We start from the raw sequence: 17,014 nt of genomic DNA, 5'->3' as shown, positions 1-17,014 counted from the left end.
GCCCACTTATGCCTTCCGAACAAAATATACCGACGCCCGTAAGCCTTTGCATCGTATCTAACCAGCTGAACAGCCTGCTGGAAAGGATCGTAAAGGCAGCATCGGGTTGGTTTTCGGAAATATTGATCGGCTACGACGGCAAAGCGGAAGCTGTACCGGAGTCCTTTCTATCAGCCGCCCCCAACCTGCGCCTGGTGCCTGTGAGCTGGGAAGGTTTCAGCGCTACCAAAAACAAGCTGGCCGCACTGGCGGCCTATCCCTGGATATTGTCGCTTGACAGCGACGAGCTCCCCGACGACCAATTGTTCCGGTCCATAGCGGCCTTACCGTTTGCCGGTCTGCCCAAAGAACATATCTACACCTTCCGGCGGCTATCTTATTTTGAGGGGAAAAAGATAGTACATGGCGCCTGGGGCCGCGACCGGGTGATACGCCTGTATCACAGGGAAACTACGGCCTGGGACAATGCCATCGTGCATGAGGCACTGATACTGCATCCCGGCATGAAGCTGCAATTGCTGGAGGGCACACTATTGCATTATACCGCCGACGATTACGCGACTTTCCTGGAAAAAAACCGGCGTTATGCCCGGCTGTCGGCCGAAAAATATTTTCAAAAGGGAAAGAAAAGCCCGGTCTGGAAACGTATTGGTTCGCCCCTGTTCACGTTTATACGGGAATACCTGTTCCTGGGAGGCTTCCTGGATGGCGCAGCAGGCTGTAGGGTTGCCCGGATCAACATGCTGTATACCCGTTGGAAATATGCTTACCTGGCCGAAATGTATCAGGAACGCTCTTCCAGCTGAAGTCTTACCTCTTCCAGCTTCTCCGCATTTCCCGTCAACCGGCTCAGCCGCTCTACCACCCGTTCTACCAGGGCATCCGGGCAGCTGGCGCCCGAGGTAATCAACACTTTTAATGGCCGGTGCGCCGGCAAAAAGTCCTGTGTCATTTTTTCCTTACGTTCGTGCAGATCGTAATGCCGTATTTGCCCGTTATCGATAAGACATTCCTCATGGTTGATAAAATAGGTGGGCAGGTTTTCTTCGCATAGCTCCACGAGATGCGAAGTATTGCTGCTGTTGTACCCACCGATCACCAGGGCCAGATCGGCCTGCTGTTGCAACATACCGCTAACGGCAGTCTGGTTGTCGTTGGTCGCATAGCATAGCGTATCGCGGGTATCGGCAAAACGTGCTTTCACCGATTGCTCGTCGAGATCGAAATGCGCGATCATTACCTGCTTCAGGTAGTCGGCAATGCCTTGCGTATCGCTGGCGAGCATGGTGGTCTGGTTCACGACACCGATACGGTTAAGATCGGTAGCAACGTCAAAGCCTTTTGAATACTGGCCTTCGAATTCATCGTAAAAATGCTCCGGCTGTTCCTCTCCGGTAATATACCGGGCCAGCCGTTGCGCCTGCTGCATATCCTTTACCACTACGGTAGGCGTATGCGCCTTGCTGTGCGAAAAGGTGGCGCGGGTCTCTTCGTGCCTGGGCTTACCATGCACCACGATGGTATAGCCGTCTTTGCCGATCTTCTCGCTGCGGTTCCATACTTTTTCTACAAAGGGGCAAGTGGTATTATACTTTGTGGGTTCGATATGCTTTTCCTTCAGTATCTCTTCTATTTCCAGCGTGGTGCCGAAAGCCGGTATGATAACGATATCCTCGTTGCTGAGCTCGTCCCAGCTGATCAGCTGCCTGCCATAGGTATCCATAATAAATTGTACCCCTTCGGCGATAAGATCGGCATTTACCTGCGGATTATGGATCATTTCGCTCAGCAGGAAGATCCGTTTGCCCGGGTTTTCCGTCACCGCCTTAAAAGCGATCTCAATCGCGTTCTCCACGCCGTAGCAAAACCCGAAATGCCGGGCCAGTATGATCTCCAGGCTACCGATATCCAATATGGTCGGACTAAAATCTTTCTTCAGCTTGTCTTCTTTCCTGCGTTGGTTCTTGATTGCCGTAATCAGGGGACTGCGGTAATGGACAGGAACATCAAATGTCTTCATCTTTGTAGTATTATGCGATCAACGCTTTCAGGGCCTCCAGCCGGCCAGACCAGTACTCCTTCCGCGCAGCGGCTTGTTCCGCGTCCGGCAGCTTCATATGCTGTACGACGATTTGTGTTTTCTCCGGCGTCTTGATATACAATTCCACGCTCACGCTGGTCGTGTCATCGCTCCAGGTAATCCGTAACGATTTATTTTCGGTCGCTTTCCTGATGGTAAACGTTTCGCCGGGCAGCCAGCGGGCGCTTAGTTTGCTGTCCGTCCAGCTTTGGTACAGCAATTGTACCGGCACGTTCATTGTTTTGCTCACACTGATCTCGAAACCGTTCTCTTTCTCTCCTCTTTGCTTCAGGCCGCGGCTCCATTCGTAGGAAGTGGTCAGGAGATTCTGATTCCACTGTCCCAGGGGTTCCAGGCCTTTGGTAGCGCCTACCAGGCTGAAGATCTCTGCATGTTTCATCGCTTTGGCTCCCAGCTTGTCGAGCTTAAGGAACCACTCTTCCATCGTCTTGCCGGTCTGTGCTTTCACCAGCTTATCGGTAATGATTGCTCTTTCCTTATCCATGGTATTCCGATGGTCGCTGAGCTTGTCGAAGCGATACTCAGCTCATTTATCCTTTCGACGGGCTCAAGGACCTGTTAGTTGACGGTTGCTGAGCTTGTCGAAGCGACAAACGTTTGCTCTCTAACTTAGTTTTGTTTATTCTTTTTGGTATAACTTTTGGCCAATTCCGGTAATTGATCATAGCGGCCCTTGATTAACGCTTCCTTCTTCTTTCGGCTCCAACCTTGTATTTGCTTCTCACGTGCAAAGGCGTCAACAATCCTTGTAAAGCTTTCCAGATAAACTAATGTTACTGGTAAGAACTTACTCGTAAATTGAGCACCGATACCTTGGTGATGTTGTTCCAGCCTTCTCTCCATATTAGTGGTACTTCCTGTATAGTACATACCATTTGAACATTTCAAAATATATACATAGGCTTTCATAGTATATTACTTTGTCTTCGGACAGTCGCTGAGCTTGTCGAAGCGGCACTCATCTCATTTGTCCTTTCGACGGGCTCAAGGACCGGTTGGTTGACGGTCGCTGAGCCCGTCGAAGCGACACTCATCTCATTTGTCCTTCCGACGGGCTCAAGGACCAGTTAGTGACGGTCGCTGAGCTTGTCGAAGCGACACTCAGCTCATTTGTCCTTCCGACGGGCTCAAGGACCAGTTAGTGACGGTCGCTGAGCTTGTCGAAGCGACACTCAGCCCATTTATCCTTTCGATGGGCTATGAATCAGGTGTTTTAATTCACCAGCAATAGGTTCACGCTTCGCTGAAGAATGTTGAAAGCGATCTCTGCCATCAGGTTCTCCTTATCCAGCGTGGGGTTTACCTCGGTGATCTCGAAGCAGCAGATCTTATGGTTCTGCATCAGCGTAGCCATAATATCCTCAGCCTCCCTTTCCCGGAGGCCATTACTTACCGGTGTGCCGGTACCACGCGAAATAGAGCTGTCCATGCTGTCCACATCGAAGGACACATAGATCTCCTCGCAATTGCTCAGGTGCAGCAGGGTTTGGCGTACTACGTTCTCCACGCCTTTTTTACGTACCTCCTGCACGGGGATCACTTTGATATTGTATTTCTTCAGCAGGGCCTCCTCTTCTTTCTCATAGTCGCGCAAGGCAATAAATACCAGGTCCTCGGGTAGTACCTTAGGCTGTATTTTTCCTATACCCTTCAGCTTATTCCACCAGTCGACGGTAACGGCGTCCAGCTTATGTGTTTTGTTCTCTGTATTGTCCTCGCCCAGGGAGGCAGCCAGGGGCATGCCATGCATATTGCCCGAAGGCGTGGTATAAGGCGTATGCATATCGGCATGCGCGTCGATCCAGATCACCCCAAGGCGGCTTTTAGGCTTAGCCATTTTGATACCGGCTATGGTACCACCTGCAGTGCTGTGATCGCCGGACAATACGATGGGAAACAGACCCGATTTCAAAGTCTCGGTTACCGATGCCGCGATCCGTTCATACATCGTGTAAATTCCTTTGATACGCTTGGCATATGGCGATTCTACCGGCTCGTACAACAGCTTATTTTCATCGGGGATCACCTCGGTAGGAATATTTACGAAAAGGCTGCTCATAAAGTCGAGCGCCGCTACTTTGATGGCATCTACACCAAGACTGGCGCCTCTTGTGCCGGCGCCTATTTCCGATCGTACTTCTATGATTTTGATATTACGCATAGGCTCCAAAAGTACAAAAAAGGGCACAGCTTTCCGAAAACAGGCCGCTTTTTGCCTGAAACATAACCTTATAGCACTATTTAAAGGTTATAGAAACTTTGCCTGCTTACAATTGCTTATCGACCCAGCTTTTCAGCTCGTCTACGCTGATCTCATCAGCATGCAGCTTCCTTTCTCCGGTCTTGTTGTTGATGAATAAGGTCGCCGGCAGGCCGCCTTCCCATTCGGGCGCGATCTTGGGAATATAGCTGGTGGGATTGGTCTCGTTGAACCAGGCCACTTCGGGGCGCAGCTTTTTCTTAGACACCCAGCTCTGGAGCTTAGCCGGGTATTGCTCCTTGAAGTCGAAGCTCACCAGCAATACCTTCACAGGTTTATCTTTGTACAGGTCGTGGACCATATTAAATGAGGGTAGCTCCTTGACGCAGGGCACACACCAGGTAGCCCAGAAATTGACGATGTAAAGGGTATCTTTATTGGCGGTACGGGCAACCAGATCGTCTGCATTATAGGAAGCAATCTTTTGCGCCTGCGCTGTATAGAGACCGGCAAAAAGGAACAGTGCCGGGAATAATAATCCTTTCTTCATCCCGTAAAGTTAGGCGGTTCGATTTTTGCAAACGCCGGACCGGGAACTTTTTGCATTTTATTTAAGTGGCTATCCGGATATAGGCAACAGGATACAATTTGTTTCTAAATAACGGTTGCTGAGCTTGTCGAAGCACCATCTTTGTCCTTTCGACAGGCTTAAGGACTGGCTTTGTTTCTTATATCCGGATACTCAGATTTATTTATTCCCCCTAACGCTATAAGAGTTTCAAACGCTTATAGCGTCAGGGGGAAAACAGAAGAACATTTTACCAGCTACCGCTGGCGCCACCACCGCCAAAGCTGCCGCCGCCAAAGCCTCCGAAACCACCACCACCATTGCTTCCGCCCCCTCCCCAACCGCTGCCGCCACTACCGCCGCCGCTGTTAAAGATGCTGCCCAGAATGGCGCCAGTGAGGAAATCGCTGCCACGGCGGCTCATATAGTTGCCCCTGCCGCCACCTTTGCCACCGCCGCCTCTGATAGCGGCAATGACGATGACAATGATGATTACCGCGAAAATAAGGAGCGGGACGCCCCAACCACCTTCCTGCCCGGCATCGGGCGGAGCTTCGGCCGTATATTCGCCTTTGGTAGCAGCAATCACAGCCTTTGCGGCTTTATCCAGCCCGCCGTAGTAATTGCTGCTGCGGAAGTCGGGCGCCATCTCGTTGCGGATGATGCGGCCGCACATGGCATCAGTGAGCACGCCTTCCAGGCCTTGTCCAGGAGAGATATTGATCTTACGGTCTTCCGAAGACACCAGGATAATGACGCCGTTGTTCTTTTCTTTGCGCCCTACGCCCCAGTAATTACCCAGCTGAGTGGCATAATCGGCCGGCTCATAATCGCCCAGGCTTTTTACGGTAACGATAGTGATCTGCGTAGAGGTACTGCGGTCAAACTCGACCAGCTGACGCTCCAGCTCATCTTGCTGCGCCGGGGTCATAATACCAGCCAGGTCGTTGACCAGGCGTGGGGGCGAGGGTTTGGGCGGAAAATCTTTGGTATTGGTGGCGCTCCATACCGGGCTAAGGCCCGGCAGGGCCAGGAGAAGGGAAAGGAAAAAACTAAAAAATGCGGTCCGTTTCATGATCGGTAGTTATCAGTGGCCAAAAACGATATCGTCGGGTAATTCATTCTTATCATCGCCGCTATGGGGAAAATGCGTGGCCAGGGCTTTGCCGATATTGATCGCGCAGGAGGCAATACCATCGGCAACGCGGCCCTCCTGGAAAAAACGGCGCATCAGGCTCAGCTCATATTTCCAGTAAGGATCACCGCCGGTTTTTTTAAAAATGCCTTCATCGCCATAAAGGGCCATTTGCCGGTCGGTCAGGGCTACATAGATCAGCACAGCATTATGCGCCTCGGTCCGTTCCATTTTCAGTTTAAAAAAAACTTCTTTGGCCCGGTCCATGGGATCGACATAGCTGCAGCGCGATTCAACATATACCCGTACCTCGCCCGAAGTGCTGCGTTCTGCCGCCTTGATGGCCGCTACGATCACCCGCTGGTCTGCATCGGCGATCAGCGGTGCTTTTTTCGATTTGAATAAGCCGAACATATAGTAATAAATTAAAAAAGCGGTGTTACCCGCTTTTTCATTAAGAACGTTCTTGTATTAAAATTTAACTTCAGGCCTTTTTTCCGCTCCGGCCTCTGCCTGGAACACTTCTTTCTGCTTAAAGCCCAGCATACCGGCAAAAAGGTTGTTGGGGAACGACCTTACCTTTACATTGTAGTCCTGTACAGCATCGTTGTAACCGATACGTGCAGTATTAATGCGGTTTTCAGTACCGGAAAGCTCATCCTGCAGACCCAGAAAATTCTGGTTGGCTTTGAGGTCGGGGTAACGTTCCACCATAATGTTGATCATGCTCCTGGCAGCCTCCTGGGTAGCGTTGCTGGCTTTCTGTATCTGGGCAATCTTTTGTGCGTTCAGGCTATCGGCAGGCACATTGGTAGCCTGTTTCAGCTCTCCGGCCCTGGCTTGTGCCACTTGTACGTAAGTGCTGCGCTCAAAATCGGCAGCGCCCTTTACCGTAGCCACCAGGTTGGGGATTAGGTCGGCACGGCGCTGGTATTGGGTTTGCACCGTACCCCATTTATTTTTTACGTTTTCGTCCAGCTGCACCATGCTGCGTTGCAGGTTGCAGGCCTGGCAGCCGCCAATCAGTACGATAGCGACAAGTACAAGAATAACGATGAGTCCCTTTTTCATGTGTTGTTGTTTTTGTTAGCGTTATTTGTTCAAAAATAAAACTATTTAGTTGATGACGCAATATATACGGCCAATTTTCGGCAAATGCACGCTTAGTTGCGGCTGTCGATGCCCCAGTACAGCTTTTGCCGTATCGTCTTCAGGAAATTGTGCTCATCGAGCCGTACCAGGGAAATGGTAAAGCGTTCCCTCTTGATGGCCAGCTGCACTTCGCGGGTAATGGTCTCCACCCGGGAATCCAGCGTGCAGAGGAAATTATCGGTACGTCCTTCTATCTCGAAAGAGATCACATTGTCGTCCGGTACCACAATAGGCCGTATGTTCAGGTTATGCGGGGCTACCGGCGTAATCACGAAGCTGGACGTCTGCGGAAATACCAAGGGCCCGCTGCAACTGAGCGAATAGCCGGTGCTGCCGGTAGGCGTAGATACGATAAGGCCGTCGGCCCAATACGTATTGAGGAATTCCCCATTGAGATAGGTATGGATCTTGATCATCGAAGAAGTATCCTTGCGATGGAGCGTGAACTCGTTAAGGGCAAAAGGGCTTTCTCCGAACAAGGGTATACTGGAATCGAGATGCACCAGTGTACGTTTGTCGATGGTATAAGAGCCGCGGATGAGACCATTGAGTGCAATGTCGATCTCATTTTCCGGTATGGCCGCAAGGAAGCCCAACCGTCCCAGGTTGATGCCGATAATGGGGATATTGGTATCGCCTATGAAGCATACGGTATCCAGCATGGTGCCATCGCCACCCAGGCTGATCATAAAATTGGTATTGCGGCTCAGATCGTCGTAGCCGGTAAACAACAATGGCTCCTGCTCAAAATCGATATGGGGCAGCATCCGTTCGTAAAAGTCCTTAAAAACAGTGACGCGTACGTTGTTTTCCTTCAGCAGGTGAAAGGTGTGCTGCAGCAGCGGAATGTCTGCCTCTTCAAACACACGATTGTATAAAGCGATCAGCATGATATCAGGCAATGGGAAAGGAGATGAATAATAGCATTTTTTTGTCAAGAGCCGCCCGTAGCCGGCTTTGCAGGACCCTTACTCGCCATTGCGGTGTAAATATAGCCCTTTTTCATTGAGGTGATTGATCGTATACTCGATACGCACCTTGATATCATATAGGGTAACGATATCGAGGCCTACCCCGGCCGAGTATAAAGCACGGTTGTACAGGCGATCGTTGACCGGGTACTTGTTGTATCCTGCCCCCGCATCGCCATACACTTTGCCATACACCCTGATGGGAATGACCTCGAAGAAACGGATGGGCAGGTTGATGTGCCAGTTGACGAGCTCGCGCTTAAAATTGGCCCTTACAATGCCGAAGCAGGAGCCATCGATCACATAGTACTCATACCCGCGGATATAGTCAAACTCGTAACCCAGGTTTTGCCGGAAAATATAAGGCTGGTCCTGCGGCAGCGAGACCCTACCCCTCAGGATGAGCGAGCCATACCATTTTTTCCAGGGATTAATAAAATGATCATAATGCAGGTTAATGCAGGTTTGCCACTGCCCGCTCTGCAACGCCAGCTTCTGCTCAAAAACGCCCACAAAGCGGCGCCCGGTGAGGGGATAATTCCAGTTATCGACGCCGTTGTACTCATAGCGGTAGAGCAATTTCAATACATTTTCCTGGGTACGGCCACCGCCCAGATACGAGGGATTGAGCTCGGCAATCGTATCGCTGATCCAATAGTGATGGAACGATAGCTCGACCAGGTGTGTGGCGGCATACCGGGGGCGGTAAGTGTACCACACAGCAACATCAAAGCGGCGCTGCATAAAATTATTGCTGCTGCGCAGGAATTTCAGCTTGTTGGTATCGGTCATATAGGCGATCTCCCGGTTCTGCAAGCCGAAGACAGATACGCCGTAGCCGTGACGCTGATCCTTATCGGCAAAAGGCCGGGCATAGGTAAGGCCTATTTTTTGCGTATAGCCGACCTGCCCGGTAATACCCACCGTTTCATGATTGCCCCTGAAATTATTGTGGTTTAGGGTAAGCCCCAGGTTGATACGACGGAGATCCCGGTTCTGTTCCGTCCACCAGACATTGAAATTACGGTCGGCAAATTCAAAATTGGGATCTGGCATGATGGGGAAACGGTCCAGCACAAAAACAGCCATGCTGAAGGTATCGCCGGCAATGGGCTCCCAACTGACCTTTACGTCAGTAAATAGACGCAGGTTGACCAGGCGCAGCCGGTTCTTCTCCTGTAGTATAGCAAGGTCCGCCTTTGGTAAACGGTCGCCTTGCTGTACGCTCAGTTCACGAAGAATGATGCGATCCTTTGTCTTCCGCTGCCCGGAAATGATAATTGTCTTTAGGAAAACGCTGTCAGTACCCTTCCCGGGCGTTTCCGGCTGGGCAAAAGTAGCAAGCGTACAAAGGCAGAACAGGGTCAGTAAAGACAGTCTCAAAACGGGCTGTTTTTCAGGAAGGGGCAAAGATAGGGCTTTACCGGCAGTCACTTGCTATCTCCTGCAAGTGCAGACAGTGCCATCCGCCGGTCGGAACGGCGGAAGTTGGCTCCCCTGTAAAGATGAGGACTAAAGTCATACCTCTTGCATACAGCAACAAGCTACCGGAACTGTAAAGGCGATACGGAGGTCTGCTTTTTGAAAAAATTGGAAAAGTGCGCGAGTTCCTCAAACCCCAGGCACCAGGCGATCTCCGAAATATTCCAGTCGGTCTGTTTCAGCAGGATCTTGGCCTCCTGTGCAATGCGGGTGCTGATCAGGTGCGTGGTCGTTTTCCCGGTATTCTCTTTGAGCACTTTGTTGAGGTAATTGACATGGATCGCCAGCCGGTCGGCATAATCCTTTGCTGTACGGAGGCTCACTTTCTGACTGGGCAGCTCAATGGGGAACTGGCGTTCCAGCAGCTCGATAAACAGCGAAGTGACCCTGGCCGAGGCATTGTGCTCGGTGTACAGTGCTGCAGCCGGCTGCAGCTTCTGTCCGTAATGGATCAGCTCCAGCACATAATTGCGCAGCAAGTCGTACTTATACGCATAGTCAGAAGCGATCTCTTTCTGCATCTTTTCAAATACCTGCGCGATCTCATCTGCTTCCGCATCGCTGATCTCGAATACCGGGTAGCCGCCGGACCGGAAAATGGGCAGGTCGTCAAGTACTACCCCACTCTTGTTACGGATGAGGAAGCTATCGGTAAAGACACAGAAATAGCCCGCCTGCTCAGGGTCCTGCGGCAGCCAGTGATAAGGCACCTTGGGCGTGGCAAACAGTAAGGCATTCCTCTCGATATTGATCACCTTGTCGGCATATTCGGCCCGGTTCTTACCCCGTATGAGACTGATCTTATAATAAGCCCGGCGGTTATAGGGCATTACTGATTTGCGTTTTACCTCCGCTATCGTTTTCGCGAGATCAAATACATTAAAATGCCCTACCTCTTTGTTAATTCCCGGTGGCAGCAAGGCATCTATTTCCTGGCCCGTAAAATCGGCTGCCTGCTTATAGAATTCCTCCAGAGAAGTGCTTTTGATACGTTTCATCGGTTCATAAGGTATTGTAAATATCAAACCTGTAAAATACCGGGTAAAGCTAGTGAACATGGTGTTATCCAAACACATAAATTTCTACATTTGTCCTTCGATAAAACTAATTGCCATGGAAGAACCGAAGATGGTTAGCATTATGGTGCATGATAAACGCGTGGATATGACCGGCAGCATGTATGTGGAGCAGCTGGATGCGCATACCTTCAGGGCTGTCGAAAATGAGTTGTTCAATCCCACCATTACCATAGGGACAGAATTCCTGACCCGCTTCAACCAGGACGGTCATCACGAAATCGTAAAGATTACGAAAATGTCGCCCTATACTACCCGTCGTTTTCTCTTAAGTCAGAGTGTTCCTGCTGCAGACTACCAGCTGCTGGGTGATGAGATTACCCGCCAGGGTGGCTATTGGCAGGTCGATATGGGTGGCATCGCTTCGGTAAGCCTGCCTGTAAACTGCCCACTCGACCTGGATGAGATCTTCCGGATTTTCAACCACTGGCCTACGGAAATTAAAGACGAAGACTAGAACAGCCTGCAAACGCTTTATGGAAAGAACATCGGCGGCCTATATCGAGGACATTGCCTTCAGCTATTTTCTCAGCTATTCCTTTCAAAGAACGGCGGCGCATCAGGCTTTCAGGGATCTATTCGCATTAGCCAGCGCAAAAGGAATGTTGACGCCTGAAGAACGGCAGGAATACAAACGCCTCGATGAGGTAACGGCCAATCGGCATGCTGAACGGATTATCGATACACAGGGAAATATAAGCCAAACAGCCAGGTTGGTCAGCAAGATTTATCGCTCCGAAAGTGCCGGCCAGGCTTTGATCGAAGGGCTCCGAACAACAGTACAGGAGGAAGCATTGTGGATGTGCCTGCCTGTATATCGCGATGCGATATTATTTTACAATGAGCAGGATGAGCTGATCGAAGGGATCAATATATGTTTCGAATGCGACAGCATTGAATCCATATATGGGAGGCCGGTCAGTACCGACATTAAGACATTTGACCGTCTCAGGCAGCTTTTGCTGCTGCTGGGTCATCCCATAGAAACACGTAGCTGACCGTAATCGCAAAGCCAAGGAGTAGCCGTAGGAAATCGATTAACTGAAAGCGACGCCGCATCGTAGCGGCGCCGCAAGAAAATAAACCATCACCTTAGGTACATTATTTCGCTGCCCACATGGGCTTTTGCTTCATTACTTCGCTATAGATGCGGCATTGCGGCGTATGTGCCCCCGGAAGGTAGCCGGTGCTCATCAGGAATTCGTTCACGATCTCGCCGCCGGTGAAGCGGAAGGTTTTTTTGAACAGCTTTACCCACTCCTCTTTCGTTTTGGGATGATGATGCGCCAGCCATTTTTCAAAGGAACCATATTCTTTCTGCAAGGCCAGGATGGTCTTTGCATTTTCTATGGCCGCATTCACCTTCAGCTTGTTCCTGATAATGCCGGCATCGTTCATCAGCCGCTCAATATCCTTTTCACCATAAGCTGCTACCTTCTTAATATTAAAGTTGTGATAAGCCTTGCGAAATGAGGCTTCTTTCTTCAATATCGTTTCCCAGCTGAGGCCGGCCTGGTTGATCTCCATAATTAGACGGCCAAACAGCTCATTGTCGTCGTGAATAGGAAAACCATAATGGTTGTCGTGATAATTCTGGTGCAAAGCCTTTTTTTCTTCGGGCTGTAAGGTATCGATAACGCTGCAGTACGACATGGTTAGTTTTTATGAAACGATTGCTTGAAGGCCAGTGGCGTGAGACTGGTTTTCTTTTTAAAGATCTTGTTAAACGATTGCGGATGCTCAAAGCCCAGCTGGTAGGCTACTTCGGCCACCGTTAGGTTATCCGTGGTCAGGTATTCCTTGGCTTTTTCGATCACCTTTTCGTGAATATGTTGCTGTGTATTCTGCCCGGTAATGGAGCGCAATATATCGCTGAGGTAGCGTGGCGAAAAATGCAGCTGATCGGCCAGGTACTGTACGGTGGGCAGGCCTTTCATCAAAGCCTGCGTATCGTTGAAATAATCATCCAGCAGGCCCTCAAGTTGCATCAGCGTATCGTGATGCGCGACCTTCTGCGTCAGGAACTGCCTTTTGTAAAAGCGGTTGCTGTAATTGAGCAACACTTCGATCTGCGAGAGCAGCACCTCATGGCTAAACTCGTCGATGGTATGGCTCAGCTCCTCTTCGATATGACGGAACACTTCCAATACCGTTTTGCGCTCCCTTTCGGAAAGATACAGGGCTTCGTTGGCTGAGTAGGAAAAGAAACCGTAATTACGGATATTCTTTGCCAGGGGATAGCCCCTGAAGAAATCGGGATGGATCAATAAGGTATAGCCCTTGTATTCCGTGTCATCTGTAACGGCCAGCACCTGGTTGGGTGCTGTAAATACCAGCCCGCCCTCGTCAAAGTCGTAATAGCTTTGCCCATACCGGATCTTGCCTGGCTGCCCCTGCTTATAGGAGATTTTGTAAAAATCAAACACAAACCCTTCCGGCAGGCGGTCCTTCTCCACCGAAATGCGGGTATTATCCACCAGGCTGATCAGCGGATGCAGGGGCTTAGACAAACCCAGCGACCGGTGCAGATCGGCTATGGCGTGAAACTTTTGCGGAATATGCGTTTCCTTTTTCACGATACGAAGTTAGGATTTTTAGGCACCCAAAAATGTCGCTTCCATCTGCTGGTGAAAAGCTTCGTTACCCAATTCCCTGCGCCGGGCATGCATTGCCTCGGCATCGGGCCCGGCAAGGTAAACCAATTGGTCCTTACCATCGGTGGCCGCTTCATACACCACCGCTGCAATAGCCTCTACCGGGCTGAACTGGTGCTGCTCAATGCCGGCAAACAAGCTATCGGTCCATTGCTGGTAAGCCGGATGCGGTGAGAAATCCAGCGAGCGGCCAATGAAATCGGTTTGAATACCGCCGGGAGCTATGGTTTTGGTACCCACGCCTATCTTGCGCAACTCAAAGGCCATGCTTTCGTTCCAGCCTTCGAGCGCCCACTTGGTGGCGTGATACAGGGAGCTGAAGGGGAAAGTAATGTGTCCGCCGATGGAGGTTGTGGTAAGGAAAAGGCCTCTTTTCTTTTCCCTGAAATAAGGAATAAAGGCTTGCGCTACGCGGATCACACCCAGCAGATTGGTGTCGAACTGGCGCACGATCTGCTCATCGCTGATGGCCTCTAATGGTCCCATAAGGCCATAGCCGGCATTGTTGAACACCACATCAATATCACTTAGAGCAATAGCTTGCTGTACGGTGGACCTTACCTGTTGCAGGTTGGTTACATCAAGGGGCAAAAGGGTAATATTGGGGATCTGTCCCAATTCGGTTTCCTGTTCGGGTCGACGCATGGTAGCGATCACGTTCCAGCCATTGGCAGCGAATAATTTTGCAGTAGCTTTACCCAGGCCTGAGGAAGCGCCGGTGATGAAAATAGTCTTCATTTGTCTTGTATTTTTAAGAATACAAAGGTGCTGCGCCGGATCAGGCGCCGGGTTGCCAAAATGCAGAAGGTTGTAGCCGGAATGACGAATGGTTTTTTTCATCATTATAGCAAGTTAAAGGATAAGAGACAGCCAGGTATTGTGCGTTTATACCGCTACTTCGCTTATTTTCGCAAAAAACACGCCACTATGCAATTCGGAAAAGTAGCCGATCCGGGAGCCATCGATTTCACCCTGCCAAAAGACGCGCCGGAAACAGCAAAGCTGCTGAAAGCCCATCAGCAGGATACACCCTTCGAAGTCTATGTCGGCTGCGCCAAATGGAATAAGACCGATCTGAAAGGTTTTTACCCTAAAGGCACCAAAGATGAGCTGACCTATTATGCTACACAGTTCAACAGCATTGAGCTCAACGCTACTTTCTACGGCATGCCCGATTGGAAACAAGTGGAAACCTGGAAGGACAAGACGCCGGCAGGATTTAAATTTTTCCCTAAGCTGACCAATACCATCAGTCATTTCAAACGCCTGATCGATGTAAAGGAGCCGGTGGAGCAATTCTGCAATGCTATCGCTGCCTTTGACGACCGCCTGGGCATGGCCTTCCTGCAACTGCACGACAATTTTAAACCGAAGGATTTTGAGCGCCTGAAAAAGGTGCTGGAGGAGTTTCCGAAGGGCATTCCCCTGGCCTTGGAGGTGCGCAACGAAGAATGGTTTACCAATAAAGAGGTAAGCAAGGCTTATAGCGAGTTGCTCGAGCAATTGGGCATGGCCAACATTATTGTCGATACGGCAGGACGCCGCGACATGCTACACATGCGGCTGACCAGCCCCGTAGCTTTCGTTCGCTATGTGGGCGCCAACCATCCCAGCGATGTGGCGCGCCTCGACGACTGGATGGATCGTATCAAAAAATGGCGGAAAGAAGGGCTGCAAAAGCTGTACTTCTTCGTACACCAGAACGTGGAGCTGGAATCGCCTTTGCTGGCCACGCATTTCATAGAGCAGATGAACAAGGCATTCAAACTATCTTTACCTATACCAGCCAGGCAGACGACGCAGAAATCCATGTTTGACTAAGAACCTTGCGTCACATAACGTTCCAGCTTGTCCAGGCTTTGTTCCGTACCTTCTGTGTTGTCCTCGGGGCGTATACCAGGCGGTATATCCGTAAATAGAAATGTGACTCTTATGTTTTCCCTTACGGGTTCAAGAAGGACGGTCATCTGCATTTTCCCACCGAAGGCCGGATCATCCGAATCAAACCGTATTGCCTGCACTACTTTTTTATTGGGAGCCAGCTCCGTAAATGTTGCGCTGAAGCGGTCTTCATGGGTACCGGTCTTGCCGGGACTGCCGGTTTCCGTATCGGGGTAATACAGCGACATTTCGTAGCCGCCGCCTTCCCTCAGGTCGAAATGATGTATTTCCCCTGTCATATCACCCGGCGCCAGCCATACGGAAAGGGCGGCGGGGTCAGTCAGCGCCCGGTAAAGCCGTTCAGGCGTCGCCGCGATGATCCTTTCGTTCCTTGTTGAAGACATCTGCTTTGTTTTTTATGTTTTACAAAGGAATGGGTAAATAGTTGGCCTTTCCCCTGCCTGCCTTTTTGAAAGCAGGGAGCGCTTTTTCGAAAAATGAATAAGGTGTCTTTTGTCCCCTTTTGACTTTCCCGGTCGTTATGGGATAAAAAGCATCTTATGGATCATTTATTCAGCCCTTTTCAGCTTAAATCGTTAAGCACCAGGAATCGTTTTGTGATGTCGCCCATGACCCGATCCTTTTCGCCGGGTGGTATTCCCACACCCGAAGTGGCGCAGTATTACCAGCGGCGGGCGGAGGCAGGCGTGGGACTCATTCTTTCGGAAGGCACGGCGATCGACAGGCCGGCGGCCGTTAACGATCCCGGGGTACCTCATTTTCACGGCGATGCGGCATTGGCCGGTTGGCAGCAGGTAGCCACAGCGGTACGCGGGGCAGGCGGGCAGATGGGGCCACAGCTCTGGCATGCCGGTATCCAGGACAACCATGCTTCGGGATGGCTGCCTGCTACACCCTTCGAAGGCCCGTCCGGAGTGGGCAATGGCGTTGCCATGACCGACGCCGACATCGCCGATACGATAACCGCTTTCGGCACGGCAGCGAAAGCAGCAAAGCAAATGGGTTTCAGCTGTGTAGAGCTCCAGGGGGCGCATGGTTACCTTATCGATCAGTTTTTCTGGCACCATACCAATAGGCGTACCGACCGGTTTGGTGGTAATACCTTGGCAATGCGTAGCCGCTTTGCCGTCGAAGTGATCAGGGAAGTACGCCGGCAGACCGGCGAAGATTTCACCCTTATCTTTCGCCTGTCGCAATGGCGGTTTACAGATGTCAAAAGCAAGCTGGCAACAACACCGCAGGAACTGGAAGCCTGGCTGCAGCCCCTTGCCGATGCCGGTGTCGACATCTTTCATTGCTCTACGCGCCGCTTCTCCGAACCCGAATTCAACGACTCGGACCTTAATCTTGCCGGCTGGGCCAAAAAGCTTACGGGCAAAGCGACCATTACGGTGGGCTCCGTGGGCCTGGATAAAGATGTAACCACTATATTTACAGGCGAAGCCGCGAAGCCGGCGCCTATCGATGAGCTACGGCGCAGGATGGATAAAGAAGAATTTGACCTCGTAGCCGTAGGCAGACCGTTGCTTGCCGATCCCTTTTGGGTACAGAAGGTAAGGGAAAACCGGATGACCGAGCTGCAAGCCTTTAACCCGGAAATGCTGGGCCGGTTGGTATAAAAAATAAGTGACTATCCGGATATAGGAAACAGGATACAATTTGCTTCCCTTTGACGGTTGCTGAGCCTGTCGAAGCACATTTATAGCTGTCCTTTCGACATGCTCAAGGACCGGCTTCGTTTTCTATATCCGGTTAAAAAAAAATTTGTCCCCC

General features: G+C 50.7%; 20 protein-coding genes. 5 read left to right on the top strand and 15 right to left on the bottom strand.

Going from position 1 to position 17,014, the window contains the following annotated elements; translation table 11 throughout:
* Window positions 1-8: 8 nt before the first annotated feature.
* Entirely contained in the window at window positions 9-806 is a 798-nt protein-coding gene (locus DZK30_RS22585) for a glycosyltransferase family 2 protein (protein WP_118976459.1), read from the top strand.
* Here the strand turns inward: DZK30_RS22585 and DZK30_RS22580 are convergent.
* The 11 genes from DZK30_RS22580 to DZK30_RS22530 form a co-directional block, all read right to left on the bottom strand.
* Entirely contained in the window at window positions 785-2,020 is a 1,236-nt protein-coding gene (locus DZK30_RS22580; protein ID WP_118976458.1) for a 4-hydroxy-3-methylbut-2-enyl diphosphate reductase, read from the bottom strand. The two genes, DZK30_RS22585 and DZK30_RS22580, sit on opposite strands and share 22 nt — an antisense overlap.
* A 10-nt stretch (window positions 2,021-2,030) precedes the next feature.
* Window positions 2,031-2,585, bottom strand: a complete 555-nt coding sequence (locus DZK30_RS22575; protein WP_118976457.1) for an SRPBCC family protein — start codon at window positions 2,583-2,585, stop codon at window positions 2,031-2,033.
* Between the two features lie 125 nt (window positions 2,586-2,710).
* Entirely contained in the window at window positions 2,711-3,010 is a 300-nt protein-coding gene (locus DZK30_RS22570; protein WP_118976456.1) for a GIY-YIG nuclease family protein, read from the bottom strand.
* 304 nt (window positions 3,011-3,314) lie between these two features.
* Window positions 3,315-4,262, bottom strand: coding sequence for an arginase (locus tag DZK30_RS22565; protein WP_118976455.1), 948 nt, complete (start codon window positions 4,260-4,262; stop codon window positions 3,315-3,317).
* A 106-nt stretch (window positions 4,263-4,368) separates the two neighbouring features.
* The gene (locus DZK30_RS22560; RefSeq protein ID WP_118976454.1) at window positions 4,369-4,851 is read right to left on the bottom strand and encodes a TlpA disulfide reductase family protein; all 483 of its coding nucleotides are present in this window, start codon (window positions 4,849-4,851) and stop codon (window positions 4,369-4,371) included.
* Between the two features lie 268 nt (window positions 4,852-5,119).
* Complete coding sequence (locus DZK30_RS22555; protein ID WP_118976453.1) at window positions 5,120-5,944, bottom strand: TPM domain-containing protein; 825 nt, start codon at window positions 5,942-5,944, stop codon at window positions 5,120-5,122.
* Window positions 5,945-5,956: 12 nt separating this feature from the next.
* Window positions 5,957-6,418, bottom strand: a complete 462-nt coding sequence (locus DZK30_RS22550) for a TPM domain-containing protein (RefSeq protein ID WP_118976452.1) — start codon at window positions 6,416-6,418, stop codon at window positions 5,957-5,959.
* 57 nt (window positions 6,419-6,475) lie between these two features.
* On the bottom strand, window positions 6,476-7,075 hold the full coding sequence (locus DZK30_RS22545; protein WP_118976451.1) for a LemA family protein: 600 nt from the start codon (window positions 7,073-7,075) through the stop codon (window positions 6,476-6,478).
* A 92-nt stretch (window positions 7,076-7,167) separates the two neighbouring features.
* Entirely contained in the window at window positions 7,168-8,046 is an 879-nt protein-coding gene (locus DZK30_RS22540; protein ID WP_118976450.1) for an NAD kinase, read from the bottom strand.
* A gap of 78 nt (window positions 8,047-8,124) precedes the next feature.
* On the bottom strand, window positions 8,125-9,510 hold the full coding sequence (locus DZK30_RS22535; protein WP_118976449.1) for a BamA/TamA family outer membrane protein: 1,386 nt from the start codon (window positions 9,508-9,510) through the stop codon (window positions 8,125-8,127).
* A 161-nt stretch (window positions 9,511-9,671) separates the two neighbouring features.
* The gene (locus DZK30_RS22530) at window positions 9,672-10,607 is read right to left on the bottom strand and encodes a helix-turn-helix domain-containing protein (RefSeq protein WP_118976553.1); all 936 of its coding nucleotides are present in this window, start codon (window positions 10,605-10,607) and stop codon (window positions 9,672-9,674) included.
* A 115-nt stretch (window positions 10,608-10,722) separates the two neighbouring features.
* Here DZK30_RS22530 and DZK30_RS22525 point away from each other — a divergent pair, with 115 nt between their 5' ends.
* Window positions 10,723-11,142 carry a hypothetical protein gene (locus tag DZK30_RS22525; RefSeq protein ID WP_118976448.1) on the top strand — a complete coding sequence of 140 codons (420 nt, stop codon included), beginning with the start codon at window positions 10,723-10,725 and terminating at the stop codon, window positions 11,140-11,142.
* Window positions 11,143-11,161: 19 nt separating this feature from the next.
* Window positions 11,162-11,683, top strand: coding sequence for a hypothetical protein (locus DZK30_RS22520; protein ID WP_118976447.1), 522 nt, complete (start codon window positions 11,162-11,164; stop codon window positions 11,681-11,683).
* Window positions 11,684-11,786: 103 nt separating this feature from the next.
* On the opposite strand, the gene DZK30_RS22515 is transcribed toward DZK30_RS22520, so the two are convergent.
* The 3 genes from DZK30_RS22515 to DZK30_RS22505 are packed head-to-tail and all read right to left on the bottom strand — an operon-like array spanning window position 11,787 to window position 14,077.
* Entirely contained in the window at window positions 11,787-12,338 is a 552-nt protein-coding gene (locus DZK30_RS22515) for a DNA-3-methyladenine glycosylase I (protein WP_118976446.1), read from the bottom strand.
* A 2-nt stretch (window positions 12,339-12,340) separates the two neighbouring features.
* Window positions 12,341-13,261, bottom strand: coding sequence for a helix-turn-helix domain-containing protein (locus tag DZK30_RS22510; RefSeq protein ID WP_118976445.1), 921 nt, complete (start codon window positions 13,259-13,261; stop codon window positions 12,341-12,343).
* A gap of 18 nt (window positions 13,262-13,279) precedes the next feature.
* Window positions 13,280-14,077, bottom strand: a complete 798-nt coding sequence (locus tag DZK30_RS22505) for an SDR family oxidoreductase (protein WP_118976444.1) — start codon at window positions 14,075-14,077, stop codon at window positions 13,280-13,282.
* Window positions 14,078-14,266: 189 nt separating this feature from the next.
* Between DZK30_RS22505 and DZK30_RS22500 the strand changes: the two genes are divergently transcribed.
* Complete coding sequence (locus tag DZK30_RS22500) at window positions 14,267-15,160, top strand: DUF72 domain-containing protein (protein ID WP_118976552.1); 894 nt, start codon at window positions 14,267-14,269, stop codon at window positions 15,158-15,160.
* Here DZK30_RS22500 and DZK30_RS22495 read toward each other — a convergent pair.
* On the bottom strand, window positions 15,157-15,624 hold the full coding sequence (locus DZK30_RS22495) for an SRPBCC domain-containing protein (protein ID WP_118976443.1): 468 nt from the start codon (window positions 15,622-15,624) through the stop codon (window positions 15,157-15,159). The two genes, DZK30_RS22500 and DZK30_RS22495, sit on opposite strands and share 4 nt — an antisense overlap.
* Window positions 15,625-15,780: 156 nt before the next feature.
* Between DZK30_RS22495 and DZK30_RS22490 the strand changes: the two genes are divergently transcribed.
* On the top strand, window positions 15,781-16,860 hold the full coding sequence (locus DZK30_RS22490) for an NADH:flavin oxidoreductase (RefSeq protein WP_118976442.1): 1,080 nt from the start codon (window positions 15,781-15,783) through the stop codon (window positions 16,858-16,860).
* Window positions 16,861-17,014: the final 154 nt, after the last annotated feature.

It is taken from the genome of Taibaiella koreensis, assembly GCF_003545715.1.
Classification (GTDB): domain Bacteria; phylum Bacteroidota; class Bacteroidia; order Chitinophagales; family Chitinophagaceae; genus Taibaiella; species Taibaiella koreensis.
The sequence above is the reverse complement of the archived record's forward strand: the minus strand, read 5'-3'. Positions and strand labels throughout refer to the sequence as shown.